Consider the following 25,102-nt stretch of genomic DNA (forward strand, 5'->3'; position numbering starts at 1 on the left):
CAGATCAAGGTGACGAGGGTGCCGCGGAGAATTAAGAATTTCTCGCCGGGAAATACTGCGGCCTGGAAACGCGGGGATGCGCACCCTATACTCTCAGCGACGGTTTTCCGGGCCGTACCACCGGCCGTTCCCGTCCATGCGCAAGTTCCTTCCTGTTTGCCTCATGACCTCGAATCTCTTTTCGCCGTTCGACTGCCGCCATGTCACCTTCCGCAACCGCATCGGCGTCGCCCCGATGTGCCAATACTCGAGCGTGGATGGCTTGCCCAACGCCTGGCATATGGTGCACTTGGGCAGCCGCGCCGTAGGCGGAGCGGGTCTGGTTCTGTTCGAGGCGGCCGCGGTCAGTCCGGAAGGCCGCATCAGTCCCGCCGATCTGGGTTTGTGGAATCAACGCCAGGCCGAAGCCCTGCGTCCCATTGCCGACTTCGTGCAGGCCCAGGGAGCGGTCGCCGGAATCCAGCTCGCGCATGCGGGGCGTAAGGGTTCCACCCAGGTTCCATGGGTCGGCCGCGCCGAGGTGTCCGTGGCGGATGGCGGCTGGGAAACCATGGCGCCCAGCGCGCTGCGGTTCCAGCCTGCTTATCCCTTGCCGCGTGAAATGCCGCCGTCCGACATCGAGCGGGTGATCGATTCTTTCCGCGCCTCGGCGCGGCTTGCGCAAGCCGCGGGTTTTCAGGTCCTTGAGCTGCACATGGGACACGGATACCTGGCGCATGAGTTCCTGTCGCCCTTGACCAACCAGCGTGAGGATCACTATGGGGGCGGTTTCGAGAACCGGATTCGATTCGCCGTGGAAATCGTCCGGGCGGTGCGCTCGGAGTGGCCGGAGCACTTGCCGCTTTTCGTACGGCTGTCGGTCACGGATTGGGTCGACGGGGGCTGGGATCTCGGCCAGTCCATTCAATTGGCGAAAATCCTGCGCCCCCTGGGCGTAGACCTGATAGATTGCTCTAGCGGGTCCATCGTGCCGGATTCACGAGGCCCGCAGACGCCCGGCTTTCAAGTGCCGTTCGCGGCAGCCATACGGGCGCAGGCGGGCATCCCGACGGCCGCCGTCGGGCTTATCACGCAAGCGAGGCAGGCAGAGGACATCCTGGCCCAAGGGCAGGCCGACATGGTGCTGCTTGCGCGGCAGCTGCTCGTCGACCCCTACTGGCCCCTGCGAGCGCAAGCGGAGCTCGAAGGCGCGTCGTCGCACTGGCCGGTCCAGTACGAACGGGCGGTCAATCCGCAAGCGAAGCGCTGATTTCAGCCGCGCGGTTCGCCGGCTTTGACGAAGCGGTTGCTCAATGTGCCCAGGCCGGTCAGCGTCACGTCGACGCGGTCGCCGTGACGCAGGTCGGGCGAGCTGCCATCGGTTCCCATCCAAAGGATGTCGCCCGGGTAAAGCGTGATATAGCGGCTCATGGCGCTGATGAACTCCTCAATGCCAAACAGCATTTCGCCCGTCCGGAAGCGTGTCGTTTCCCGGCCGTTCACGCTCACGGCCGTCTCCATGGCCGGCAGGTCGATGCCGGCGGCGATCCAGGGCCCCATGGGTTTGAAGGTGTCCGTGTTCTTTGAACGCCAGAACGTGCGGTCCGATGCCTGCCAATTGCGCTCGCTGACGTCGTTGCCGATGGTATAGCCGAGAATGCACTGGGCGGCTTCGCCGATATCGACATGCTTGGCCTTTTTGCCGATCACCACGACGAGCTCCCCTTCGTAGTGCACGCGATTCGCATCGGCGGGCATGATCACGTCTTCCCCATGCGCGATCAAGGCATTGTTGGCACGGTAGCCGACATCCGGCTTCTTGGGAATGGCCAAGCCCTCGGTGCCGATATGCTTGACGTAGTTGAGCCCCACACAATAGAAAGTGGGCGGCACGACCGGCACTTCCAGCTTCACGTCGGCCAGGTCCAGCCGGGTCGCGGTGGTGTCGTACCCGCCGAAAGGGTCGCCGCGCACCGCGGTGACGCGGTCATTGTCGTCGAGCATGCCGTAGCCGGTCTCGCCGTTAAGGGTGTAGCGTATCCATCTCATTTCTGGTTTCCTTCAAATGCCGCCGTGAGGGCGGGTAGATCATTACCCGATCCGCTGGTCAGCCGGCACCGGCCCTTGTGCCTGTACCAGCACCGACGCGTCTATGCCGGCCACCGTCGAGACGCCGCACAGCTGCATGCTGCGCTGCAGTTCGTCGCTCAATATCGCCAGGGCCCGATTCGCGCCTTCGTATCCACCGGCCAGCACGCCGAACAAGGTCGCCCTGCCCGTCAGAACGGCGGAAGCCCCCAGGGCCAGCGCCTTGAATATATCGCCGCCGCGGCGGATGCCGCCATCGAGCAGCACCGGCACCCGCCCATCGACCGCATGAAGTATGCCCGGCAAGGCGTCCAAGGTGGCCAGGCCGCTGTCGAGCTGGCGCCCGCCATGGTTGGACACCACCAGCGCATCGGCCCCGACAGCGAGTATGGGATCGACATCGAGCGGATTCACGACCCCCTTGACGATCAGCTTACCGGGCCAGCGGTCGCGCAGCGCGCGCAGGGCGTCCAGATCGAAAGAGGGATCGTAATTCTTGCCCGCGACGCCGGTCATTCCGGCCCGGTCGGCCTGCAGGGCCTTGAGCCCTTGCAGGCTGGGCATGATGGGCGGCTTGCGCAGCAGCATATCCAGGGACCAGAAGGGTTTGCGCACGAACTGGCCGATATTCCGGCGAGTCAGTTTCATGGGAAAACCGAGCCCGTGCGCAAGGTCTCGTTCCCGCTTGCCGCCGACCGGCAAGTCCACGGTGATGACCAGGCCCTCGTAGCCGGCCGCCCGCGCCCGGTCGATGAGATCGTGCAAACGGTCCTTGTCCTGCAGGATGTAGGCCTGGAACCAGAGCCGTCCCGGGGCCTGGTCGGCGATCTCTTCGATCGACGCGGTCGCCGATGTCGACAGGGTATAGGGGATGCCGCGCAGGGCGGCGGCGCGGGCGAGCGCAATATCGCCCCCCCGCCGGCCGAAGCCCACCGCGCCCGTGGGCGCGATGGCGATCGGCAGGCCCATGCCGCGCTGAAACAGCTCGGTCGAGAGATCCACACGGGACACATCGTTCAGCACGCGCGGCAGCAGCCGCACGCGGCGGAAGGCCTCGCAATTGGCGCTCAGCGTGATTTCGTCCTCAGCGCCGCCATCATAGAAGTCGAACACGGCGCGCGGCAGCCGGGAACGCGCCGCCGCGCGCAGGCGCTCGATCGAATAACATTCTTCCAGGGTTGGCCGCATGTATCGTCGCTTCCAGCGTTATTCGGGCTTGATGTTGCCTTGCGTGATGACGGTCGTCCAGCGCTCCTTGTCGGCGATGAGGAACTTGCGGAATTCCTCGGGCGAATCGCCTATGACTTGCGCGCCCAGGCTTTTCAATTGCTGGCGCACCTCCGGCAGGGACAGCGCTTTCTTCACGGACGCATTCAGCTTCGCCACGATCTCTTTGGGCGTGCCGGCGGGCGCCACCATGCCCACCCAGGGCGCGCCTTCCTCGAAGCCGGTCAAGCCCATGCTTTCCAGGGTGGGCACCCCCGGAAAGTCGGGGCTCGGCTCCTTGGTGCCGACGGCCAGCACACGAAGCTTCTTGTCGGCGAGGTAATTGGCGATGCCGATGCTGGGGTAGAACATGAATGAAATGCGGCCAGCGATCATTTCCTGCAAGGCGGGCCCGTTGCCCTTGTAGGGAATGTGGGTCATTTTGAGGCCGGCCTTGGCGGACAGCATTTCAGCCGCCAGGTGCGCCGAACCGCCAAAACCCGACGATCCGAAAGTGAGTTGTCCCGGGTTCGCTTTGGCGTCGGCGATCAGGGCCTGCAGGTCCTTGTAGGGCGAATCGTAGTTGGTCACGACGACCAGCGGCAGGTTGGCGAAGTTGCTGACGGGCTCGAAGGCCTTGACCGCATCGTACTTGTAGCGGTCGGGATGGAGCAGCGGGTTTACGGTCAGCGTCAGCGACGTCACCAGGACCTTGTAGCCGTCGGGCTCCGCGTTCATGACGTCATGGGCGGCAATGTGGGCGCTGGCGCCGGGCTTGTTTTCCACGACCACCGACTGGCCCAGGTTGTCGCTCATGTGCTTGGCCACGACCCGGGCGATGACATCGGTCGGGCCGCCGGCGGAGTAGCCGATCACCATGCGTATGGGATGGTTCGGATAATCCGACGCCGCCTGAACCGTTCCGGCTGAAAAACAGGCTGCCGCTGCGGCGGCAATGGCGAGGGCTTTGAATAGTTTCATGGAATGTCTCCTTCCTAGTTGTTATGCCATCCGGCGGAACGCACCACCGGATGGCGCGGCGGTTTCGCGCGACCGTTACACGCTACTGCTTCGCGCGACTGCTTCTTCGGCTGCTTCTTCAATACAGCTCGGGAAAATATTTGTCCGCCATCACCTGGCAGCGTTTGATCAGCCGGTGCTCTTCGGGCGTGTAATCCGCGACCGCGTTGTGTATCGTGCCCATGTTGTCCCACATCAGCACGTCGCCTTCCTTCCAGCGGTGGCGGTAGCGGTATTTGTCCTGCACCTGGTGTTCGAACAAGAATTTCAGCACCGCCTCGCTGCGCTCTTCCGGCAACTCGTTGATGCGCATGGAATATCCGGGATTGGCATACAGCACCTTCTTCCCGGTAATGGGGTGGACGAGAAAAACAGGGTGCGACACCGGAGGCTTCTGCTGGCGCTGCTTTTCGGTCAGCGGCGGACGCGTGCTGCCTTTCTCGCGGCGCATCATTTCCCAGAACTTGTTGAAGTCGTGCGTAATCGTCATGCCGTCCAGCTCTTGCTTCAGGTCTTCCGGAAGGTCGTCGTAGGCGGCATGCATGTCGCAGAATTCGGTGTTGCCCAGCGGTTCGCCATTGCGATACGGAATCTTGATGCCATAGAGCACGTTGCTGAAGGCAATGGTCTTGCTATAGGACATGTCGGTGTGCCAGTCCTGACCGGCATCGCTCAGCCCGATCGGCTGGCCGTTTTCCTTTATGTTGGAAAGAATCATGACCTCGGGGAAGTCGGCGTCGTGGAAGATGTTGGCGACATTGATCTCCAGCTTGCCAAAGTGCGCGGAATAGTCGCGCAGCTGCGCCGATGTCAGCCGTTGACCCGGAAAGCTCACCACCCCGTGGCGCCCCAGCGCCTGCTCGATGGCTTTGTAGTCCGGATCGCTCAGTGCTTGCGACAAGTCGATATCGTGGATGGTGGCGCCCAGCCCCGCGCCATTCGGTTCGATTCTCATGCGGTTCTCCATTGGGATCGTTACAGCGCCTGCCTCAGAATGGACAGGACGTCCTGCGAGCCCTTCACAGCGCGCGGGTTCAGGGCAAGGCCCCGTTCACCCATGGTCTGTTCGGCAATCGCAGGCAAGTCGGCTTCGGTGATTCCGAGTTCGGAAAGCGATGCGGGCAGGCCGAGCCGCAGGGCCGCAGCCTTCACCCAGTCGGCCACGCTCTCGTGCCGGGTGCCCGAAACCTGGTTCAGCACCGCCAGCGCCGGCGCCAGCAGCGCGCCGGCCGCCTGTTCATTGAATCGGAGCGCGAACGGCAGGATGACGGTGTTGGCGGCGCCATGCCTGACGCCATGGCGCGCGCCGATCACGTGGCATATGGCATGATGCAGGCAGCTTCGCGCCATGGACAGCACCATGCCCGACAAGTGGCCGGCCAGCACGATGCGCTCCCGCTGGCCGTCCTCGTCCAGCGAGCCGTCGGCAAACCCCTCGGCGAACAGCCGCAGGGACTGCAGGGCGATGCCGTCGGCCACTATCGACCTATTGCGCGAATACAGGCCCTCCAGGCAGTGCGCCAATCCATTCATGCCCGTCTCGCGCAGCAGGCCGAGCGGAACATCACGGCTCAATGCCGGATCGATGAGTACGGTCCTGCTGGAAAGATTCCTGTTCCAGAACAAAAGCTTGTGGCCGTCTTCACGTATGCCGAAGGACGGGGTGAGCTCCGCGCCGGATGCCGTAGCGGGCAGTGCAATGATCGGCGGCTTCGGCCGGGTGCGCAGCGGGATTTCCAGCGTCGACGGCGGCGTGAACCGGGTCGCGTGGTCGGCAAGCCTGCCCCCTTCCGAGAGCAGCATGGCCAATGCCTTGGCGGAATCGGATACGCTGCCGCCGCCAATGGCCACAATGCTGTCGCACCCGAATGCGCTTGCCTGGGCCGCGATGGATTCGATCAGCTCCACGCTGCCATGCGCGGGAATGGCGCTGAACACCAAGGTTTCGAATTCCCTCAAGCGGTCCCGCAACAAGGACCAGCCGCGGGTCTCGGCCATGCGCTGCTGCATCAGGATCGCTGGCCGGCGGCACCCCAGGGCGCGTATTTCGCCAGGCAGATCGAAGGCGCATCCTGCGCCGAACCTGACGTGCGCGCCGAACAGGCAATAATCAAAAGAGGCCGCCATGAAGTTGATCTGTATTAAAGGAAATTCATTCTAGCAACGCGTCACGCGCTGTAATACCATAGGGCGGAGAATTCATTTTTTCTATTTTGGAAACGTCAGCGGCTCCGCCATGAACACAATCGAGTGCATCGAGGTCTTTGTAGAAGTCGCCAAAGGGTTGAGTTTTTCCAAGGCGGCGGAACGGCTAGGTATCAGCCGTTCCGCCGTCACCAAGAAGATCAGCTGGCTGGAACAGACCTTCGAGACGCAGCTTTTGCATCGCAATACCAAGCGCGTCAGCCTGACGGAAAGCGGCGAGATTCTGCTGCGCAATGCCGACACATTGTCGAACGCCGTCAATGACCTGAAGGACCTGGTATGCAGCCCGGTGCAACGCCCGACCGGCCGTATCCGCGTGGGCTCGCCTCCTTCCTTCGGCGGCGTCCATCTGGCGCCGGCCATTCAAGCGTTCATCGAAACCTATCCGGACGTCCAGATTTCCCTGCTGATCGACGATGGCCGCAGCGACCTGATCGCGGAAAACCTGGACTTGTCGGTACGGATCGCGCCGCGCCTGAAAGACACCAATCAGGTCGCCTACAAGATTGCGGTGGTGCCGCAGGTGATGGTCGCCACGCAAGCGTATCTCGACAAACACGGCTGGCCGGAGGCGCCCGACGACCTGAAAATGCACAACTGCCTGATACACAGCCTCAAGGCGCCCACCGGCTGCTGGCGGCTCACGGACGGCCTGGGCGTTCCGCATACCGTTCACGTCTCGGGATCGCTCAATTCGAACCTGGGCGAATCTTTATTGCACCTGGCGCGGCGCAACCACGGCATTTCCATGCACCCCTCGTACATGGTCGAGGACTTCATACGCGCAGGCGTGCTGCGCGTGGTGCTGCCGGACTATCGGTGCGAGGGGCTGGATATCTACGCCGTCGTCCAGAGCAAGCGCTACCTCCCCTATAAAGTACGCTTGCTCGTGGAGCACTTGCGGACCTGGTTCCGGGATATGGAGTGGACCCGCTCCGATCGCTGAGGCCCGCTTCGGTATGACTCGAAGACCGAGCCGCCATGTGCGCCTGGTTCAACGACGAGCAGACCTTGCCGTGGCCAGCAGTCAAAATGAAGGCGGCTCCGGCGAGTTGGCCCAGCGCCACAAGGTCGAGCGGCTGACGCCCAGTCGGCGCGCGGCTTCCCGGCGATTGCCGCCGCTGATCCGCAAGGCTTCCAGTGCGCGTTCGCGCGGTGTCCGGGCATCGCCCGGGCCCGGTTCGGCACCGCCCTCGAACAGCTCCGGGCAATCGTGCCGCAGCGCGCCGTAGTCCACGTCCTCGGGCCGCGCGTACTGCATCAGGAACACCGCGATGCGTTCGCTGATGTTCTCCAGTTCACGTACATTGCCAGGCCATGCGTAGGACTGCATGCGCGGCAGCCAGGGCGCCAGCAGGTCGGCGGCGTCCAGCCGCGATCCGAGCTGTTCCATGGCGCGCGCCACCCGCATCCGCAGCAGGGACGGGATGTCTTCCGGCCGCTCGCGCAGCGCCGGAATTTCCAGCTGCAGGGTATTGATGCGGTAATAAAGGTCCTGGCGGAAGCGGCGCTGCGCCACCATGTCCCTCAGGGGCTGATGAGTGGCGGCAATGACGCGCACGTCCACCGGGATCGCCGCCGTGGCGCCCAGGCGGGTCACTTCGCGCTCCTGCAGCACGCGCAGCAAATGGCTCTGCAGCGCCAAGGGCATGTCGCCGATCTCGTCGAGGAACAGCGTGCCGGTATGGGCCGCTTCGAACAGTCCGCGCTTGCCGCCGCGCCGCGAGCCCGTAAAAGCGCCTTCCTCGTAGCCGAACAGTTCGCTTTCCAGCAGCGTTTCGGGAAATGAAGCGCAGTTCACCGCCACGAACGGCCGATCGGCGCGCCGGCTTTCATTGTGTATGGCTTGAGCGAACAATTCCTTGCCCACGCCGCTCTCGCCCGAGATCAGCACGGTCATGTCGGTATGCGCATAGCGGCGTGCCGTCTGCATCGCCCTGATGAAGCCCGGGCTTTGGCCGATGAGTTCGCCGAACCTGTGCCTGGCGGTGTTCTGCCGGCGCCGCTGCTGCACCCGCAGGCTGGTGTCGGCCTCATGGATGCGGCCGGCCTCGTACAACGTCAGGGCGGCCCCCACGATGGCGCCGCGCTCGCGGATGGCCGTGCGGTTGGCGATCCAGTCGCTTCCGCCCAGGCGCAGAAGGCCGGCGCTTTCCTGGTGGCCCGCATCCAGCGTGGCGCGCAGCGACAATTCCGGCGGAAGAAGATCCAGCGGCCGGCCGACAAGCGCCCCCGCGTCCCGTTCCAGCAGCTTTTGCATGGGCGGGTTGACCGCAATGATGCGATGGTTCCGGTCGACGGCCAGCACGGCGTCCTGCAGGCTATGCAGCACGCCGTTCAATTGCTCGTAACGGCCCGCCTCCAGGCGCGCGACGCGGGCGAGTTCCAGGGCGTCTTCGAATCCCTTCCGCACACTGGCCAGCGAGTAGGCCAGCAGGCCTTGCAGGCCCGCCTGCTCGGCGAATTCCACCACCAGGCTCGACCCCACAATGACCCGGAAGCCCTCGCGGCGCAATTGCTCGAATCGCTGCCGCGCGTCGTCCGGCGTCTGGTAGGCGTGCTGCACGATCTCGATGCTCAGCAGATCCTTGACCGCGTCGAGTTCGGGGATGGGTTGGCCGTACATCACGACACCGACGCGGTCGGCGATGCTGCGGGCCCGGATCAAGGCCTGCAGGATGTCGAAGCCGGTCAATTGGATGGTGGCGACGGGCGCCTGCAGCCCGGCGCGCAGGATGCTCGCATTGGAGCCGGCGCTGACGAAAGCGTCCGCCAGCCCGCGTTCCACTCGATCCCGCGCGATGGCCAGGGCGCCGCCGAAGGTGCCGTCGACCACTTCGATCTGCGCGCGGCCGGTGTACTCGGCGATGACGGGCACGGCGAACTCCCGGATCTGGCGATAGCTCAAAAAACACAGGCGCGGGAGTTCGGCGCCTGGATCAGGATAGCTCATTGCGTCTCATTGTTTCATTTAAATGTCTCGATAATGTCTCATGAGACATATAAAAAGGCCAGCTGAAAATAAAACCATGAAAATTCAGCGAGGTACGCGTCCAAAAAAATTGGCACAAAGCTTGCTTGTATATCCGCAACACGCAACGCGCTTCATTGCAGGAGACCCGATTTGGCGCTCGAACACATTACCGTACTGGACCTGACCCACATGCTTTCCGGGCCCTACGGCACCATGCTGCTGGCCGACCTGGGCGCACGCACCATCAAAGTCGAACCACCGGGCGGCGGCGAGGGAACCCGCCGCCTCCTGGAGCACGACCCCCACTATTCCCGGGACGGCATGGGCGCCTACTACCTGACCTTGAACCGCAACAAGCACAGCGTCTGCATCGACCTGAAAAGCCCGGCCGGCCTGGCCGTATTCAAGGATCTCGTGCGCTGCGCCGACGTGGTGTTCGACAATTTCAGCGTAGGGGTGACCCAGCGGCTGGGCATCGACCACGCAGCGCTGTCCGCCGTGAATCCACGCATCATCACCTGCTCGGTAACGGGCTTCGGCAGCACCGGACCCGATATGCAACGGCCCGCATTCGACCAGGTCGTACAGGCGATGGGGGGCGGCATGTCGATCACGGGCACGCCGGAAACCGGGCCGACCCGCAGCGGCATTCCCATCGGCGATCTGGGCGGCGGGCTGTTCGGCGCCATGGGCGTTCTGGCCGCGCTGGCCGAACGCGAACGCACCGGCCAGGGCCAGCATGTGGACGTATCGATGCTGGACACGCAAATCTCGCTGCTGAACTACATGGCCACCATGCACCTGATGTCGGGCATCGTGCCCGAGGGCATCGGCAACAGCCATTTCGTGCACGTCCCCTACAATAGCTACCCCACCGCCGACGGCCACATCATCGTGGCTTGCATCGGCGACGCCTTCTGGAAGCGGTTCCTCGATTGCATCGACCTGCCCGTCCTGCGCAAGCCCGAATACGACCTGCAGCCCGGCCGCTACGCCGCCAAGGCCGAGATCGACGCCATCGTGAGCGCCGAACTGCGTAAGCGCCCCACCGCCGAGTGGCTGGAAAAACTGTCGGCGGCGCGCATTCCATGCGGCCCGGTCAATAATTTCCGGCAGGCCCTGAACGACACGCAAGTACGCGCGCGCGACATGGTCGTGGAAGTGCCATTGAAGTCGGGCGGCAGCGTGCAGATGCCGGGCAACCCGATCAAGCTGTCGGCGGCCAAGCAGTGCCAATACAGCAGCCCGCCGGAACTGGGGGAACACACCGACAGCGTGCTGGGCGCCCTGCCCGGCTACGACGACGAACGGCTGGCGGCGCTGCGCAGCGCCGGCGCCATCGTCTGAGCGGGGCATTCCATGGACACTCTGATCATCACCGACGTGGCCCCGCGCGACGGCCTGCAGAATCAGCCCACTTTCGTTCCCACCGAGGCCAAGCTGGAGCTGATCCGGCTGCTGCATGCCGCCGGCGTGCCCAGCATCGAAGCCTGCAGCTTCGTGTCGCCCAAGGCGGTGCCGCAGATGGCCGATGCGGCCGAATTGATGGCCGCAGTCGGCCGCCGGCTGCCCGAGCTGCGGACCTCGGCCCTGGTGCCCAATCAGAAGGGGCTGGAACGGGCGCATGCGGCCGGCGTGCGCGAAGTGGCCGTGGTGCTGTCCGCCACCGAAACCATGAACCAAAAGAACATCAACATGGATCTGGCGCGCGCCACGGCGGTCTGCGAGGACACGCTGCAGGCGGCGCGCGCGCTGCAGCTACGCACGCGCGCTTACGTGGCCGTGGCGTTCGATTGCCCGTTCGAGGGGCCTACGCCGCTGAATACCGTGCTGCGCCTGGCCATCCGCATGGCGCGCGCCGGGGCCGACGAAATCGTGATCGCCGACACCATCGGCTCGGCTTCGCCGGGCACGGTCAAGACGCGGTTCGATGCCCTGGCGGGCGAGCTGCCGGTGGCCACGCTGGCCGCGCATTTCCACGACACCCGCGGCATGGCCGTGGCCAATGCCTGGGCCGCCATTCAGGCCGGCATACGGCGCCTGGACGCCAGCGTGGGCGGCATCGGCGGCTGCCCGTTCGCGCCCGGCGCGGCCGGCAACGCCGCTACCGAAGACCTGGTGCTGATGGCCGAGGGCAGCGGCCTGCACACCGGCATATCCCTGTCCGGCCTGTTGAAGGCCGTGACATTCGCCCAGGCCCAGCTGGGCCGCGAACTGGGCGGACGCAGCATGGCTTGGCTGCGCCGCCGCTACGCCGGCCACGATGCCGTGCCGGCATCTTCCTGAGCGGCGGCATCCGCCACACGCCAGATTCCGTACAACAACACCAAGGAGACACCCCATGCACAACCCCTTCCGATACTCGGGCCTGCTGCGCACCGCACTGGCCCCTCTATGCGCCGTGCTGGCCCTGGCGGGGCCGGCCGCCGATGCCCGCGAGACGGCGCAGCAATATCCATCCCGGCCCATCCGCTTGATCGTGCCGTTCGCGCCCGGCGGCGTCACCGACACCGGCGCGCGCCTGGTAGCCGACAAGCTCGGACAGCGCCTGGGCAAGCAGGTGATCGTGGACAACAAGCCGGGCGCCTCGGGCAACATCGGCACGCATATGGCGGCGCAGGCCGAGCCGGACGGCTACACGCTGGTGGTGGGCTTCGACGGCACACTGGTCGTCAACCCGCACGTGCATCGCAACATACCGTTCGACACCTTGAAAGACTTGGCGCCGGTCAGCAAGATCGGCGATGCCGCGCTGATCATCGTGGCCAATCCGGCCCTACCGGCCAACACGCTGCAGGAACTGATCGCCTATTCCAAGAAGGAGCCCAATGGCGTGTCGTATGGCAGCGCCGGCGTGGGCAGCACGCCGCATCTGGCCGGCGAACTGCTGAGCCGGCAAACCGGCGCCCGCTTCGTGCACATACCGTACAAGGGCGGCGGCCAGGCGATGGCCGACGTGGTGGGCGGCACGCTGCCGATGCTGTACACGGCGGTGGCGGGCGCCTATCCGTATGTGCAGCGGGGGCAGATCAAGGCCATCGCGGTCAGCACCGAGGCGCGGCTGGCCTCGCTGCCCGATGTACCCACCGTGGCGGAATCGGGCGTGCCGGGGTTCGTGTCCAATTCCTGGATCGGCATCCTGGCGCCCGCGGGTACGCCGGACGATATCGTGAACAAGCTGCAACACGAAATCCATGCCATCGTGCATACGCCCGAGACCAAGGAGCGCCTGGCGGGCCTGGGCATCACCGCCTCGGGCAATGCGCCGGATGAGTTTCGCCGCCAGATCGCGAGCGACCTGGCCAAATACGCCGATATCGTGAAAGCGGCGAATATTCAGGCCGACTGACGCCTCGCCGGAGGCCCGTCAATGCCAAAAGGCAGGCGGCACTGGCTCTAGCGCAGCGCCGCCACCCTGATCGCTCTGGCTCCGCAGGCCCGCAGCAATTCCGCGTCGTGGCTGGCAAACAGCACGACGCGGTCCCGGGACCAGGCCTTGAATCGTTCGGCCAGCACGGCGCGGGCGGACGCGTCCAGCCCATTGCTGGGGCCGTCTGCGATGACGACGGCGGGGGCGCCAATGGCGGCGGCCGCCAGGAAGAACTTGCGGCGCGTGCCCGTCGACATTTGCTCGAAGCGCTTGTCCAGATGCGGCTCCAGCCCGAGCTCATCTGCCAGGCCGAACGCGGCATCGCCGAGCTCCGCGTTCTTCTCCAAGGCGGCTTGCTCCAGCAAGCCCCGCCCCGTCAGCATGGGAAACAGCAGGCAATCGTCGGGCACATAAGCCATGCGGGCCTTGGCCTGTTTTGGTGTCCGGATCAGTGAATGCCCGTCTATCCAGGCTTCTCCCTCGTCCGGCGCGATGGCGCCTGCGATGATGCCGAGCAGGCTGGATTTGCCCGTGCCGTCTTCTTCGCATAGCGCCACGCACCCAGGCTGGAAGGCATGAGTCAGCCCCTGGAATACGAAGTGGTCGCCATAGCGCTTGCTGAGGTTGTCGATGCGTAGCATGTTCTGAAGTGTACCTTGCCTGGCTGCAATGATTTTCCGGGGCAATCCGTCTAATATCGGCCCATGCGAGCCCAGCTTCAAACTCCCAAGGAGAAAACATGACCCGAGCCGACCCGATAAGCCAGGCGGCAGTCAGCCGTTTCCCGGTTCCCGATCTGAATGACATGCCCGACGACATCCGCGAACGGATCCTCGCGGTTCAGGAAAAATCCGGATTCATTCCCAATGTTTTCCTGACGCTCGCTCACCGGCCCGATGAGTTCCGAGCCTTCTTCGCTTATCACGACGCGCTGATGGAAAAGCCCGGCAATCTGACCAAGGCCGAGCGGGAAATGATCGTCGTGGCAACGAGCAGCGCCAATCAGTGCCAGTATTGCGTTATTGCGCATGGCGCCATCCTGCGCATCCGCGCGAAGAACCCGCTCATCGCCGATCAGATTGCGAGCAACTACCGTAAAGCCGACGTCACCGACCGCCAGAAGGCGATGCTGGATTTCGCCATGAAGGTCGCGCAAGCCGCCCACCTGGTCGGCGAACCCGACTTCGAAATACTGCAGGCGCATGGCTTTACCGAAGAAGACATCTGGGACATGGCCGGCATTGCGGCGTTTTTCGGCATGTCGAATCGCCTCGCGAATGTGTCCAATATGCGTCCTAATGCGGAGTTCTATTCGCTGGGCCGATGAAGATCCTGGAAAGCCATAGTGAAAATCTGGCCCGGCAATGACCGGGATACACCGCACTCAAGGAGCCACTATGTTTTACCCTGCTCAATTTGAAGTTGCTCCAGAAGGTGGCTTCGTCGTCACCTTTCGCGTCATCCCCGAAGCCATCACCCAGGGCGATACCGAGGAGGAAGCCATGGAAATGGCCAAGGATGCGCTCGTCACCGCCATGGATTTCTATTTCGAAAACCGACGCAACGTTCCAGCTCCCTCCGCCGCTCTCCCGGGCGAACGGTTGGTGCCGCACCACCCAGCGCGTATACGCCAAGGTGCTGTTACTCAATACCTTCCTGGATAGCCGCGTGACACAAGCGGAGCTCGCCAGAATGATGGGCATGCGGCCACAAGAGGTAACGCGCATCATGGATCTAGGCCGCAGCCCTTACTCCGTTAGTGCACTTCAGTAATCTCTTGAATGGCTGTCGGATTATTTTCAGGGTTTATTCCGACGATTGCCCAACCAAGCGAGGCAGAACCCAGTCCAGTGCCAACCGATAGCGAAACGGCATTAGCGCCTCCTATATTCCCTTTAAATCCAGCCACACTATTTTATTTCTTCAATAGGATATCTGATTAGAATATGCGTACTGAATGCTAACAACTGAGAGATCGCACAAAATGGAAAAGCCGCTATACGCGGCTTTTCGCTTTTCTGCATAAGCCAGGAACGCCCACCCAACCCCAGCGCCCCCGCGAAACTCCACCCCGCACGAGCCAGCGACGCGCCCCGCCACGCAACGCCGAAGCCCTGCAAAAACGCCACATCCGGCCTCAGCGCGGGCCTCTAAACCCGACCCAATCTTGATCTATGTTTGGCATCGGACGGATCGCCGCCGCAAACTATTGACGTATTTTTTTTTGGTCACTAATGTTTAACGGCGCTGATCGTCCCGCACGCTGAAAGATGGAGAAATAACCATGCCAACGCCTGATCACAATAATCTAAACGATGTCGATGCGCCCGTACCATGGATGCAGCGACTGCTGGACAGTCCGTTCATTCTGCTTACCCTGGGGGTGATGATCCCGATGATCGTCTACAACCTGTGGGGAGTCATAGAAATACTGCTGCTGCCCACCGCCCAATGACCTGGAATATCCGGAGTATAGAAAAATGAGCGCTATTCTTCCGCCGGCAGACCGGCTTTGGTATAAGCACCCGATCGACAGGGTTGAAGGGACTTGGATCGCCATCGCCCTTACATGGTGCATTATCTTGTTCGCCATGATGACGGGCTGGCATATATGGGGCAAGCAGAACCTTTCCACTGAAACCTACCGCAGCACGTCGGCGCAATTCATGGAAAAAACACAGGCCATGGTGGATAAATACACCGTGCGCACTGAAACCGAAGAGAAAATCCCCGTTGTCGCGCCGCCGGCCGGAAGCGATGTCTATCTGCTGGCGCGCCTATGGAGTTTCTGGCCCATTCTGGAGCTGGAAAAAGACAAAACCTACCGCTTGCACCTTACGGCCCTGGATTACAACCATGGTTTCTCACTGCAGCCGGCCAATATCAATATTCAGATGGTACCGGGTTTCGAGCACGTGGTAACGGTGACCCCGAACGAGTCTGGAACCTATTCGCTCGTGTGCAATGAATATTGTGGCTTGGGCCATCACCGCATGGTGAGCCGCCTATACGTTAAATAAAAAAACAAGAAAAATCAGGAGACAAACCATGGCAACGACTTACCGTACCTGCCCGCGCTCCGGCCTGCAGTTCGAGCGCGACGCTGAACGACTCATCAAATTCAATATCGTCGCCGGCATATTGTGGCTGGCGTTCGGCGGCATCCTGGCCATAGGCGTGGTGCTTACGCGCTGGCCGGCGATCCGCTGGCTGGAAGCCCATACCTTCTACATGGTGCTTACCGCCCACGGCCTCGACATGCTGATTTTCTGGCTCATGTTCTTCGAGGTCGCATTCTTGTATTTCTGCGCCTCGGTGCTGCTGCGATGCCGTATCGCGACGCCAAAGCTCGCCTGGCTGGGTTTTGCGCTGATGGCGATCGGTTCGGTGCTGAACAACGTCGCCGTGTTCCGCGGCGCCTCCAGCGTGATGATGACCAGCTACGTGCCCATGATGGCCGAGCCGAATTTCTACCTGGGCATCATCCTGTTCGCCGTCGGCGCCCTGATCGGCTGCGCCGTGTTCTTCGGCACGCTGGTCGTGGCGCAGCGAGAAAAGACCTATGAAGGGTCGATGCCCCTGGTCACGTTCGGCGGTTTGACGGCCGCCATCATCATGGTGTTCACGCTGCTGTCGGGCGCATTCATCATCATTCCGGCCTGGCTGATGTCCATGGGCCTGATGACGGTCGACCCCCTGATCTACCGCACGGTATGGTGGGCGCTGGGACATTCGTCGCAACAGGTCAACGTTGCCATGCATGTCACGATCTGGTATTTCATCGCCGCCGTGGTGCTGGGCGCCAAGCCCATGAGCGAACGCGTCAGCCGCATCGCTTTCTTCCTTTACATCCTGTTCCTGCAGCTGGCCGCCGCGCACCACCTGCTGGGCGACCCCGGCTTGTCCACGGCCTGGAAAATCACCAACACCAGCTATTTCATGTACCTTGCGGTGCTGGCCTCGATGCTGCACGGCCTGACGGTACCCGGCGCCATGGAAGTCGCGCAGCGCCAGAAAGGCTTCACGAAAGGCCTGTTCGAATGGCTGCGCAAGGCGCCCTGGAGCAATCCCGCCTTTTCGTCGGTCTTCATTTCCCTCATCGGCTTCGGCTTCCTGGGCGGCATTACCGGTGTCATGATGGGCACCGAACAGCTCAACCTGATCATTCACAACACCATCTACGTGCCGGGGCACTTCCACGCCACCGTGGTCATAGGCACCACCCTGACCTTCATGGGCGTCACCTATTATCTGATCCCCGTGCTGTTCAGGCGTGAACTGATCGCCCCCACGCTGGCCAAGTGGCAGCCCTACGTGTTCGGCCTGTCGATGTACTTCCTTTGCCTGGTGATGATGGGGGCGGGCACGCTGGGGGTCTCGCGCCGCCACTGGGACATGGCCTTCCAGGGCGCCGCAATGGCCTATGAATGGCCGGGCGCCGCCTATCTGATGATGGCCTTGGTGGGCGTCGGCGGCATCGCGGCCATCGCCGGCGGGATAATCTTCATCTACATCATGCTGGGCTCGCTGCTGTGGGGCCGCAAGCTGGAGGCAGGCGCGGCCAGCCCGAACTTCACGCCCGTGGGGCGCGCGTCTCCCAGCGTGGCGGCCCAGACGTATGGCTCGATCGGCTTCACCGCGCCGGGCACTTTCGCACTGGCCATGGTCTTCCTGGTGGCCTTCGTGGTCTATTACTTCATCAACTGGAAGTACTTGTCCACCCTGTGGGGTTTGAGCTGATCAACACTCTGACACGCCTGCCGCCCCAGGCAGGCGTGGTTGCTGGAGTAGAGCATGAATCACACTGAAAACTCTCTTGCGCCGCCCACGCTGATCACGCCGGCGCCGGCCGTCTGCCCCGTGCACCCGCGCTGGCGGCTGGTGCTCAGTTTGTTCAAACTGCGCATCGGCGTGCTGATCATGTTTACGGCGCTCGCTGGAATGGCCATCGTCCCCAACGGGCTGGTGACGCCCTGGCAGACGCTGGTGCTGGCGCTGGGCGTGCTTGTGGCCTCGGCCAGCGCGGGCGCCTTCAACCAGTATGTGGAGGCCGACAGCGACCGCCTCATGGCGCGCACGAAAGGCCGCGCCTTCGCCAGCGGCGCGCTGCAGCGGGGCCCGCGCTGGCTGGCGCTCATGCTGGCCATGCTGGCCGCGGCCGTGGCGGCCACCGGCCTGGCCACCAACTGGGTCGCCGCCCTGTTCGTACTGCTGGGCGCCTTGACCTATGCATTGGTCTATACCGTTGGACTGAAGCGGCGCACGCCGTGGAACATCGTCATAGGCGGCGCCGCTGGCGGTTTTGCCGTGCTGGCGGGCGCGGCGGCCGTGAGCCCGCAGCTCGGACCGCTGGCATGGCTGCTGGCGCTGGTGCTGCTGCTGTGGACGCCCCCGCACTTCTGGAGCCTGGCCATCGCCAACCGCGATCAGTACGCCGCCGCCGGCGTGCCCATGCTGCCGGTGGTCGTCGGGCCGGAGCGCGCCGCCCGCATCGTGCACTGGAGCACGATGGCGCTGGTGGCCGCCACGCTGCTGCCGCTGGGTTTCGGCGCCGGCTGGGCGTACGGGCTGGCGGCCGTGCTGGGCGGCGCGAATTTCCTGCGCAAGACGTCCGCCCTGGCCCGCGAGCCGGTGCGCGCGCGCGCGATGGCGGCATTCTTTGCATCCATGATGCAGCTGAGCGTGCTCATTCTGGGGGTCTGGCTCGATGCGGCATTGCGCTGAACCGGCTCCGTTCCGGCATTCGATGCCCCGGCGCCCGACGCGCTGGAGGTCCCTGCTGTGCGCCGGCGTGCTGGCCTGGTTCGCCGGCGGCGCCCTGGCGGCCGGCGTCGGCGCGGCGCCGCGCGCGCCCGGCGCGCTCCCGGCTCTCGATGAAGCCCAGGCCATTCGCCTGGCCGAAGACGCGGTGGGCCGCGTGGTGCCCGACTTCGAATTGCGCGACCGCAACGGCAAGACACTGCGGCTGAGCCGCTATCGCGGCAAGCCCTTGCTGGTCAGCTTCATCTACACTGGTTGTTTTGAAATCTGCCCCGCCCAGACGCGCAGCCTGCACGAAGCGGTCAAGGGTCTGGACAATATGCTGGGCGAAGACCAGTTCAACGTCGTCAGCATCGGCTTCAACCAGCCGTTCGACGACCCCAGCGCCATGCGCGCCTTCGCCTCGCAGCACCGCATCAATCACCAGAACTGGGAGTTCCTGAGCCCCAGGCCCAATGAGGTCGAGGCCTTGACGCGCGCCTTCGGTTTCAGCTGGGTCGCGACGCCCGCGGGTTTTGATCACGTGCTGGGCGTCACCGTGGTCGACGCCGAGGGGCGCATCCACAGCCAGGTGATGGGCGACATGCTGCGCGCCGACCGCCTGGGCACGCCCCTGCGCCGTCTATTGCTTTACGAGCAGCCGCAAACCGTGTCCGGCGCCCTCGATCACCTGATCGAGCGCGTGCGCATCCTGTGCACCGTCTACGACGCCAGGACCGGGGAATACCGCTATGACTGGAAACTGATACTGCAGTTGGTAAGTGGTCTGCTGTTTTTCCTGACCATGTTCATCTGGCTGTTTGGCGAATGGCGCCGACAAAGACGCCAGCATCGCCAAACGGGTTTGTCATGTCCCGCAACAACACACGCGGTCTCCGGCAGAGAGGGCTGAAGGGCTGGCGAACCGTCGAACGGTATTTCGATATGGCGTTCGGTTCGGCCCTGAATCCGCTGCGCCACCTGGGCACGATCGGTTTCCTGGCGCTCTGGCTGCTGGCGGCCAGCGGCATCGTGCTGTATGCCTTGTTCGACACCTCGGTCAGCGGCGCCTGGCTCTCGGTCGAAAGCCTGGCGCACTTGCCGCTGGGGCTGGGGCGGCTGTTGCGCGGCCTGCACCACTATGCCGCGGATCTCCTCATGCTGGCGGTGTTTCTGCATGTCCTGCGGGAATGGCTGCACGGCCATGCAAATGGCGCGCGCCGCTTCCACTGGCTGACGGGCGTGCCGTCGCTGGTGTTTTGCTTCATCAGCGCGATCGGCGGTTTCTGGCTGGCCTGGGACCAGCTGGGCCAGTATTCGGCGCTGTCCACGGCGGAATGGCTGGACGCCCTGCCCTTGCTGGCGTCGCCCTTGGCGCGGAACTTCCTTTCGCATGCGGCATTCAGCGACCGGATGTTTTCATTGTTCATTTTCGTGCACGTAGGGGTGCCGCTGTTGTTGCTGTTCGGCCTGTGGTTCCATATTCAGCGCCTGGCGCATGTCGCCATGCTGCCGCCAAGGCGCCTGGCATCGGGAATCGTGCTGGTGCTGGCCCTGCTGGCGCTGGCGCGCCCGGTGCTCAGCCACGCGCCGGCCGCCCTGGACCGGGTACCGGCGGAACTGCGTCTGGACTGGCTGCTGCTGTGGCTGCACCCGCTCACCGACGCCACGTCCCGGGGCTTTACCCTGGCCCTGGCCGGAGGCGCCGTCCTGCTGTTGCTGGCCTTGCCGTTTCTGTCGCGGGCGCCGCGTGCCGCGGTGGCCGTGATCAACCCGGAAAACTGCAGCGGCTGCACCTGGTGTTCGGTCGATTGCCCTTATGCGGCAGTGACCATGGCGCCCCATCCCGACGGCCGTCCCGGGCATCTGCTGGCGCGGGTGGATGCCGACCTGTGCACGGCCTGCGGCATCTGCGCCGGAGCCTGCCCGTCGTCCACCCCATTTCGCGGCGGCCGGCGGCTGGTCACCGGCATCGACCTGCCTCAGCTGCCCGTCGATGCCTTGCGCCGGCGCCTGCGCGCCCATCTGGCGGCGTCGACGGCGGAGCGGCCGATCGTGGTGTTTTCGTGTCGGCACGGATCGTCCGGCGTCCATTTGCGCGGCGCCGACCTGCACGTGCTCGACCTGCTGTGCGCAGGGCAGCTGCCTCCGTCCTTTATCGAGTACGCCCTGCGCCATGGCGCGGCGGGCGTGCTGGTGGCCGCCTGCCGTGAAGGGGGCTGCGAGTTCCGCCTGGGAGAACGCTGGATGGCGCAACGCCTGACGCGGCGGCGCCAGCCGCAGTTGCGCGCGCACGCGCCGGCCACGCGCCTGCAATTGGCTTTTGCCGCAGCCGGCGAAGAACATCTGCTGGACAAAGCCTTGCATGGCCTGCGGCAACGCATACGGGCCATGTCACCTCATATGAGCATGAACGCGAATGAAATCATCCACTGACCCCATCGTTGCCGCCACGCCGCAGAGCCGTCCCGCGGGTCCCGTCCGGTGGCTGGGGCAATTCCTGCTGTACGGCCTGTTTGCACTGGTCATCGGCGTGTTCACGCAATGGCCGCCCTATCATCCCATAGGCGAGGACGAGGCGCTGATCAAGGTCAGCGTTGCGCGCCTGGGCCAGCCGGTCGGCGAATGCCGGCGGCTGAGCGACGAGGAACTGGCCAAGCTGCCGCCCAACATGCGCGACCCCATACGGTGCCCGCGCGAGCGTTCACCGCTCAGCATGGAAGTCCACGTCAACGGCGCCAGGATGCTGCAGCGCGTGGCCGAGCCCGGCGGCCTGTCCAAGGACGGCGCCGCGGCCATCTACGAGCGATTGGTGGTGTCCGCCGGCAAGCAGCGAATCAGCGTGCGCTTCAACGACGATGTGCGGCCGGGAGCGCGGGTCTATGAACACGACGCCAACGTGACGCTGGTGCCCGGCCAGGTTCTGGTCATTGACTTCGATGCCGAGAAAGGCGGCATCGTACTGCTATGAATACACATACGGTATCGGCCCACGACGCCAAGGGCCATGTTACGGCTTCCACTCCCGCGCACTATGTGCTGCCCGGCACGACGGCCGGCAGCCGCCGGCTGGCGCGCGCCTGGCTCCGGCTCGCGCTGGCGGCGCTGCTCGGCTCGGGCCTGTTTTCCGTGCTGCTGGTGCTGGCGCGCACACCGGGGATCAACACGCTGCTGCCCGGGGGCGATTTCTTCCGCGTGGCGCTGGTGGTGCACGTCGATCTCTCGGTTCTCGTCTGGTTCGTCGCCATCGCCGGCATGTTGTGGAGCCTCAATCTCCGGCCCGCGATCGCGCCGGGGACACGCCTGGCCGCGCAGCTGGCATGGGCGCTGTGCGCGGCGGGCGCGCTGGGCATGGCCCTCGCGCCATTCATCGATTCAGGCGCGGCCATCATGGCCAACTACATCCCCATGATAGACAGCGCCGCCTTCCGTGCCGCATTGCTGGTTTTCGCCGCGGGCGGTCTGCTGCTCGTGCTGCTCACCATGATCTGCACGGTTCCCATCGGCCCCGCGGTCGACGGCACGGGCGCCCTGCGGTTTGGCCTGCACGCGAGCGCCGTCGCGGCGGCGGTGGCGCTGCTGGCCTTCGGCTGGTCCGTGCTGGCGATGCCCGCCGGCTTGCCGGCCGATGCCTATTATGAAATTCTCTACTGGGGCGGCGGCCATGCACTGCAGTTCACCTGGACGCTGCTCATGCTGGTGTCGTGGCTGGTCCTGGTGCATGCCTGCGGCGGCCAGGTGCCGCTCAGCCCGCGCATCGTGCTGCTGTTGTTCACCCTGGCGCTGGCGGGCGTCTTCGTGACGCCGCTGGCCTATCTCATGCATGACATCAGCAGCGTGGAGCATCGCAACATGCACACCTGGGCCATGCGCCTGGGCGGCGGGATGGCCATCGCCCCGCTGATGCTGGCGGTGCTGCTGGGCCTCGCGCCGCTGCGGCGGCTGGCGCCGAATCTGCGGCCGCTGCGGGCGGCCGTCCTGGCGTCGCTGCTGCTGTTCGTGGCCGGCGGACTGATCGGACTGACCATCAATGGCAGCAACGTGCGCATCCCCGCCCACTACCACGGCAGCATCGTGGGCGTCACGCTGGCCTTGATGGGCATGGTCTACTGGCTGCTGCCCAAGCTCGGCTATGCCGCGCCCTCGGACCGCATGGCTGTGCTGCAGCCCTGGCTGTTCGGCGGCGGGCAGCTGCTGCACATCATCGGCCTGATGTGGTCGGGCGGCTACGGGGTGCAGCGCAAGGTGGCCGGCGCGGAGCAGGTATTGCGCAGCACCGGCGAAATCGCGGGCATGGGCCTGATGGGCCTGGGCGGGCTGCTGGCCATTGCCGGCGGCATGCTGTTCGCCCTGGTGGTGATTCGCGCCATGCGCGGGGCGCCGGCCGCGCTCACTGAACGACGACGGGACGGCACAGCATGATCACCCTCGTACAGCGCACACTGCGGGCCGTATTCATGGCTGTCGAAGCGGTGTTCAATCGCGCCTTCGGCAACCGCATGAACCCTTTCTATCACCTGGGCAAGATTTCCTTCTTCCTGTTCTGGGTGATCGCCGTTACCGGCCTGGTGCTTTACGCTTTTTTCGACACCAGCGTGGAAGGCGCCTACCGGTCGGTGGAAGCGGTATCCCACGGCGCCTGGGGTCTGGGCAACCTGATGCGCGGACTGCACCGCTATGGTTCCGACGCCATGGTGCTGACCATGCTGCTGCACATGCTGCGCTATTTCGCGCTCGATCGCCTGCGCGGATTCCGGGCGTTTTCCTGGGTCACCGGCGTGGGGCTGTTGTGGCTGACCTATGTTTCCGGCGTCAACGGTTTCATGCTGCCCTGGGACCGCCTGGCGCAGTTCATCACACAGGCCAGCTTCGAATGGCTGGACTGGCTGCCCGGCTTCGACGGCCGGCTGATCCGCAACTTCATACTTCCCGAGCACGTCACCAATCGCCTTTTCTCGCTGCTGGTGTTCATGCACATCGGCATCCCCTTGCTGCTGCTGTTGCTGATGTGGATACACGTGCAGCGCGTCGCCAAGGCCAGCACGCAGCCGCCGCGGCCCATGGCGCTGGCGCTGATGCTGACGCTGGCGGCGGTTTCCATCGCCGTGCCGGTCGCCAGCCAAGGGCCGGCCGACCTGCACACCGTACCGCTGGAGCTTTCCCTGGACTGGTTCCTGCTGCCCGTCTTTCCGCTCATACAGGAAGGCCGCCTGGGCCTGGTCTGGGCGCTGGCCGTCGGCCTGACGCTGGTGGGCGTTGCGCTGCCGTGGCTGAAGCTGCACCGCCGCTCCGGCGCGGCCTACAGCCTGACCATACACCCGGGGCCCGCGCGCGCCGTGGCGCGCCCCGATGAAACCCTGCTCGAAGCCGGCTTGCGCGCCGACCTCGCCTTGCCCTACGATTGCCGCTCGGGAGGCTGCGGTGTCTGTGTCTGCACGGTGCTCAACGGACGCGTCGACCTGGGGCCGTACCAGGAAGCGGCACTGACTCCGGCGATGCGCGCGCGCGGCATGGCCTTGATGTGCTGCGCCGTTGCGCTGGAAGACGTCGAGTTCGAAGTCGAAGGCGTCGCGTCGCTGTCGCCCGGGCAAGCGCAGGCATTGCAGCACTGGCAAGGCCGGGTGCAGCGCATGGAGCGGCTCACGCCGGATCTCATGCGCCTGTTCATCGCGCTGCCGCCCGGCAAGGTCCTGAACTACCAGGCGGGGCAATACATCAACATCATCCTCGATGACGGCGCCAAGCGTTCTTTTTCCTTTGCCAAGGCGCCGCCCGACCCAGCGCGGCCCGCGCCTTCGCCCGATGACGGCATCATCGAACTGCACGTGCGCCGGGTCGAAGGCGGCCGTTTCACCACCCATGTGTTCGAGCGCATGCAGGTCGGCGACCACATCGACTTCGAGGGCCCGATCGGCCGCTTCACGCTGCGCGACAGCGAACGCCCCATCCTGATGATCGCCGGCGCCACGGGCTTCGCGCCGATCAGGAGCATACTCGAAGACGCCTTCCGCCGCGGCGTGCGGCGCCCCATCCAGCTGTACTGGGGCGCTCGCGCCGCAGACGACCTGTATCTTCAGGACCAGCTGGAACGCTGGCAGGCCGAGCATGATAATTTCAAATATGTGCCGGTGCTCTCGGGATCGGCGGACGAGGACTCCTGGAAGGGCCGGCGCGGCCTGGTGCACCAGGCCCTGCTGGCCGACCATCCGGACCTCAATGGGTATGAGGTCTATGTCTGCGGCTCGGTGCGCATGGTCGACGCGGCGGTGCCGGATTTTCTATCGCACGGGCTGGCGGAGGATTTCTGCTTTTCGGACGCGTTCGTGCCGAATTCCCAGGGTGCGCGGAATGGCTAGTCCATCGCTATCCCGGTTTTTTTAGCGAGATATCAGCTCTGCTGAGCCTCCAGTATCAGTCGAGTTCCACAGAAGAGCCCAGCCACTCTGGTGCCGGGCGCTTTATATGGTTTGCGTGATGGATTCAAAGCAGGGAAAATGAAAATTTCATGGGAAATTGGAACA

23 protein-coding genes are annotated in these 25,102 nt (G+C 64.4%); 16 read left to right on the forward strand and 7 right to left on the reverse strand.

Annotated elements, in window-relative coordinates:
- Positions 1 to 163: 163 nt before the first annotated feature.
- On the forward strand, positions 164 to 1,249 hold the full coding sequence (locus tag H0A72_RS08375) for an NADH:flavin oxidoreductase/NADH oxidase (RefSeq protein WP_180154622.1): 1,086 nt from the start codon (positions 164 to 166) through the stop codon (positions 1,247 to 1,249).
- Between the two features lie 2 nt (positions 1,250 to 1,251).
- Here H0A72_RS08375 and H0A72_RS08380 read toward each other — a convergent pair whose 3' ends face one another.
- The 5 genes from H0A72_RS08380 to H0A72_RS08400 all read right to left on the reverse strand — a co-directional run bounded on the left by H0A72_RS08380 (position 1,252) and on the right by H0A72_RS08400 (position 6,420).
- Complete coding sequence (locus tag H0A72_RS08380; RefSeq protein WP_180154623.1) at positions 1,252 to 2,028, reverse strand: fumarylacetoacetate hydrolase family protein; 777 nt, start codon at positions 2,026 to 2,028, stop codon at positions 1,252 to 1,254.
- A 42-nt stretch (positions 2,029 to 2,070) separates the two neighbouring features.
- A complete protein-coding gene (locus H0A72_RS08385) occupies positions 2,071 to 3,255 on the reverse strand; it encodes an alpha-hydroxy acid oxidase (RefSeq protein ID WP_180154624.1) in 1,185 nt (394 codons plus the stop codon).
- Between the two features lie 18 nt (positions 3,256 to 3,273).
- Positions 3,274 to 4,254: a Bug family tripartite tricarboxylate transporter substrate binding protein gene (locus H0A72_RS08390; RefSeq protein WP_180154625.1), complete on the reverse strand. Its 981-nt coding sequence runs from the start codon at positions 4,252 to 4,254 to the stop codon at positions 3,274 to 3,276.
- 118 nt (positions 4,255 to 4,372) lie between these two features.
- Complete coding sequence (locus H0A72_RS08395; RefSeq protein WP_180154626.1) at positions 4,373 to 5,248, reverse strand: TauD/TfdA dioxygenase family protein; 876 nt, start codon at positions 5,246 to 5,248, stop codon at positions 4,373 to 4,375.
- A gap of 20 nt (positions 5,249 to 5,268) precedes the next feature.
- Positions 5,269 to 6,420 carry an iron-containing alcohol dehydrogenase family protein gene (locus H0A72_RS08400; protein ID WP_180154627.1) on the reverse strand — a complete coding sequence of 384 codons (1,152 nt, stop codon included), beginning with the start codon at positions 6,418 to 6,420 and terminating at the stop codon, positions 5,269 to 5,271.
- A gap of 109 nt (positions 6,421 to 6,529) precedes the next feature.
- On the opposite strand from H0A72_RS08400, the gene H0A72_RS08405 reads away from it, so the two are divergent.
- A complete protein-coding gene (locus H0A72_RS08405; RefSeq protein WP_180154628.1) occupies positions 6,530 to 7,444 on the forward strand; it encodes a LysR family transcriptional regulator in 915 nt (304 codons plus the stop codon).
- An 81-nt stretch (positions 7,445 to 7,525) separates the two neighbouring features.
- Here H0A72_RS08405 and prpR read toward each other — a convergent pair whose 3' ends face one another.
- Positions 7,526 to 9,451, reverse strand: coding sequence for a propionate catabolism operon regulatory protein PrpR (prpR, locus tag H0A72_RS08410; RefSeq protein WP_180154629.1), 1,926 nt, complete (start codon positions 9,449 to 9,451; stop codon positions 7,526 to 7,528).
- 171 nt (positions 9,452 to 9,622) lie between these two features.
- Here prpR and H0A72_RS08415 point away from each other — a divergent pair, with 171 nt between their 5' ends.
- From H0A72_RS08415 to H0A72_RS08425, 3 genes are read left to right on the forward strand one after another with little or no spacing between them, the layout of a single operon-like run.
- Positions 9,623 to 10,819 carry a CaiB/BaiF CoA transferase family protein gene (locus H0A72_RS08415; protein ID WP_180154630.1) on the forward strand — a complete coding sequence of 399 codons (1,197 nt, stop codon included), beginning with the start codon at positions 9,623 to 9,625 and terminating at the stop codon, positions 10,817 to 10,819.
- A gap of 12 nt (positions 10,820 to 10,831) precedes the next feature.
- Positions 10,832 to 11,758 (forward strand): hydroxymethylglutaryl-CoA lyase, encoded by a 927-nt coding sequence (locus H0A72_RS08420; RefSeq protein ID WP_180154631.1) that lies wholly within the window; start codon positions 10,832 to 10,834, stop codon positions 11,756 to 11,758.
- 55 nt (positions 11,759 to 11,813) lie between these two features.
- Positions 11,814 to 12,821: a Bug family tripartite tricarboxylate transporter substrate binding protein gene (locus H0A72_RS08425; protein WP_180154632.1), complete on the forward strand. Its 1,008-nt coding sequence runs from the start codon at positions 11,814 to 11,816 to the stop codon at positions 12,819 to 12,821.
- A 47-nt stretch (positions 12,822 to 12,868) separates the two neighbouring features.
- Here the strand turns inward: H0A72_RS08425 and H0A72_RS08430 are convergent, their stop codons facing one another.
- Entirely contained in the window at positions 12,869 to 13,483 is a 615-nt protein-coding gene (locus H0A72_RS08430) for an ABC transporter ATP-binding protein (protein WP_180154633.1), read from the reverse strand.
- Positions 13,484 to 13,581: 98 nt separating this feature from the next.
- Here H0A72_RS08430 and H0A72_RS08435 point away from each other — a divergent pair, with 98 nt between their 5' ends.
- From H0A72_RS08435 to H0A72_RS08485, 11 genes are all read left to right on the forward strand, one after another.
- Positions 13,582 to 14,169 carry a peroxidase-related enzyme gene (locus tag H0A72_RS08435; RefSeq protein WP_180154634.1) on the forward strand — a complete coding sequence of 196 codons (588 nt, stop codon included), beginning with the start codon at positions 13,582 to 13,584 and terminating at the stop codon, positions 14,167 to 14,169.
- 70 nt (positions 14,170 to 14,239) lie between these two features.
- Complete coding sequence (locus H0A72_RS08440; protein WP_180154635.1) at positions 14,240 to 14,506, forward strand: type II toxin-antitoxin system HicB family antitoxin; 267 nt, start codon at positions 14,240 to 14,242, stop codon at positions 14,504 to 14,506.
- A 620-nt stretch (positions 14,507 to 15,126) separates the two neighbouring features.
- The gene (locus H0A72_RS08445; protein WP_180154636.1) at positions 15,127 to 15,297 is read left to right on the forward strand and encodes a hypothetical protein; all 171 of its coding nucleotides are present in this window, start codon (positions 15,127 to 15,129) and stop codon (positions 15,295 to 15,297) included.
- A gap of 25 nt (positions 15,298 to 15,322) precedes the next feature.
- Complete coding sequence (locus H0A72_RS08450) at positions 15,323 to 15,862, forward strand: cupredoxin domain-containing protein (protein WP_180154637.1); 540 nt, start codon at positions 15,323 to 15,325, stop codon at positions 15,860 to 15,862.
- A 28-nt stretch (positions 15,863 to 15,890) separates the two neighbouring features.
- Positions 15,891 to 17,582: a cbb3-type cytochrome c oxidase subunit I gene (locus H0A72_RS08455; protein WP_180154638.1), complete on the forward strand. Its 1,692-nt coding sequence runs from the start codon at positions 15,891 to 15,893 to the stop codon at positions 17,580 to 17,582.
- A 54-nt stretch (positions 17,583 to 17,636) separates the two neighbouring features.
- Positions 17,637 to 18,566, forward strand: coding sequence for a heme o synthase (cyoE, locus tag H0A72_RS08460; protein ID WP_180154639.1), 930 nt, complete (start codon positions 17,637 to 17,639; stop codon positions 18,564 to 18,566).
- 22 nt (positions 18,567 to 18,588) lie between these two features.
- The gene (locus H0A72_RS08465; RefSeq protein WP_180154640.1) at positions 18,589 to 19,494 is read left to right on the forward strand and encodes an SCO family protein; all 906 of its coding nucleotides are present in this window, start codon (positions 18,589 to 18,591) and stop codon (positions 19,492 to 19,494) included.
- A 32-nt stretch (positions 19,495 to 19,526) separates the two neighbouring features.
- Positions 19,527 to 21,017 (forward strand): hydrogenase iron-sulfur subunit, encoded by a 1,491-nt coding sequence (locus H0A72_RS08470; RefSeq protein WP_180154641.1) that lies wholly within the window; start codon positions 19,527 to 19,529, stop codon positions 21,015 to 21,017.
- Positions 21,001 to 21,552, forward strand: a complete 552-nt coding sequence (locus tag H0A72_RS08475; RefSeq protein ID WP_180154642.1) for a hypothetical protein — start codon at positions 21,001 to 21,003, stop codon at positions 21,550 to 21,552. The genes H0A72_RS08470 and H0A72_RS08475 overlap by 17 nt, the downstream gene beginning before the upstream one ends.
- On the forward strand, positions 21,549 to 23,003 hold the full coding sequence (locus H0A72_RS08480) for a cbb3-type cytochrome c oxidase subunit I (protein ID WP_180154643.1): 1,455 nt from the start codon (positions 21,549 to 21,551) through the stop codon (positions 23,001 to 23,003). The genes H0A72_RS08475 and H0A72_RS08480 overlap by 4 nt, the downstream gene beginning before the upstream one ends.
- Entirely contained in the window at positions 23,000 to 24,937 is a 1,938-nt protein-coding gene (locus tag H0A72_RS08485) for a 2Fe-2S iron-sulfur cluster-binding protein (RefSeq protein WP_180154644.1), read from the forward strand. Before H0A72_RS08480 ends, H0A72_RS08485 begins: the two co-directional genes overlap by 4 nt.
- Positions 24,938 to 25,102: the final 165 nt, after the last annotated feature.

The organism is Parapusillimonas granuli (assembly GCF_013416525.1).
Taxonomy (GTDB): Bacteria; Pseudomonadota; Gammaproteobacteria; order Burkholderiales; family Burkholderiaceae_B; genus Parapusillimonas; species Parapusillimonas granuli.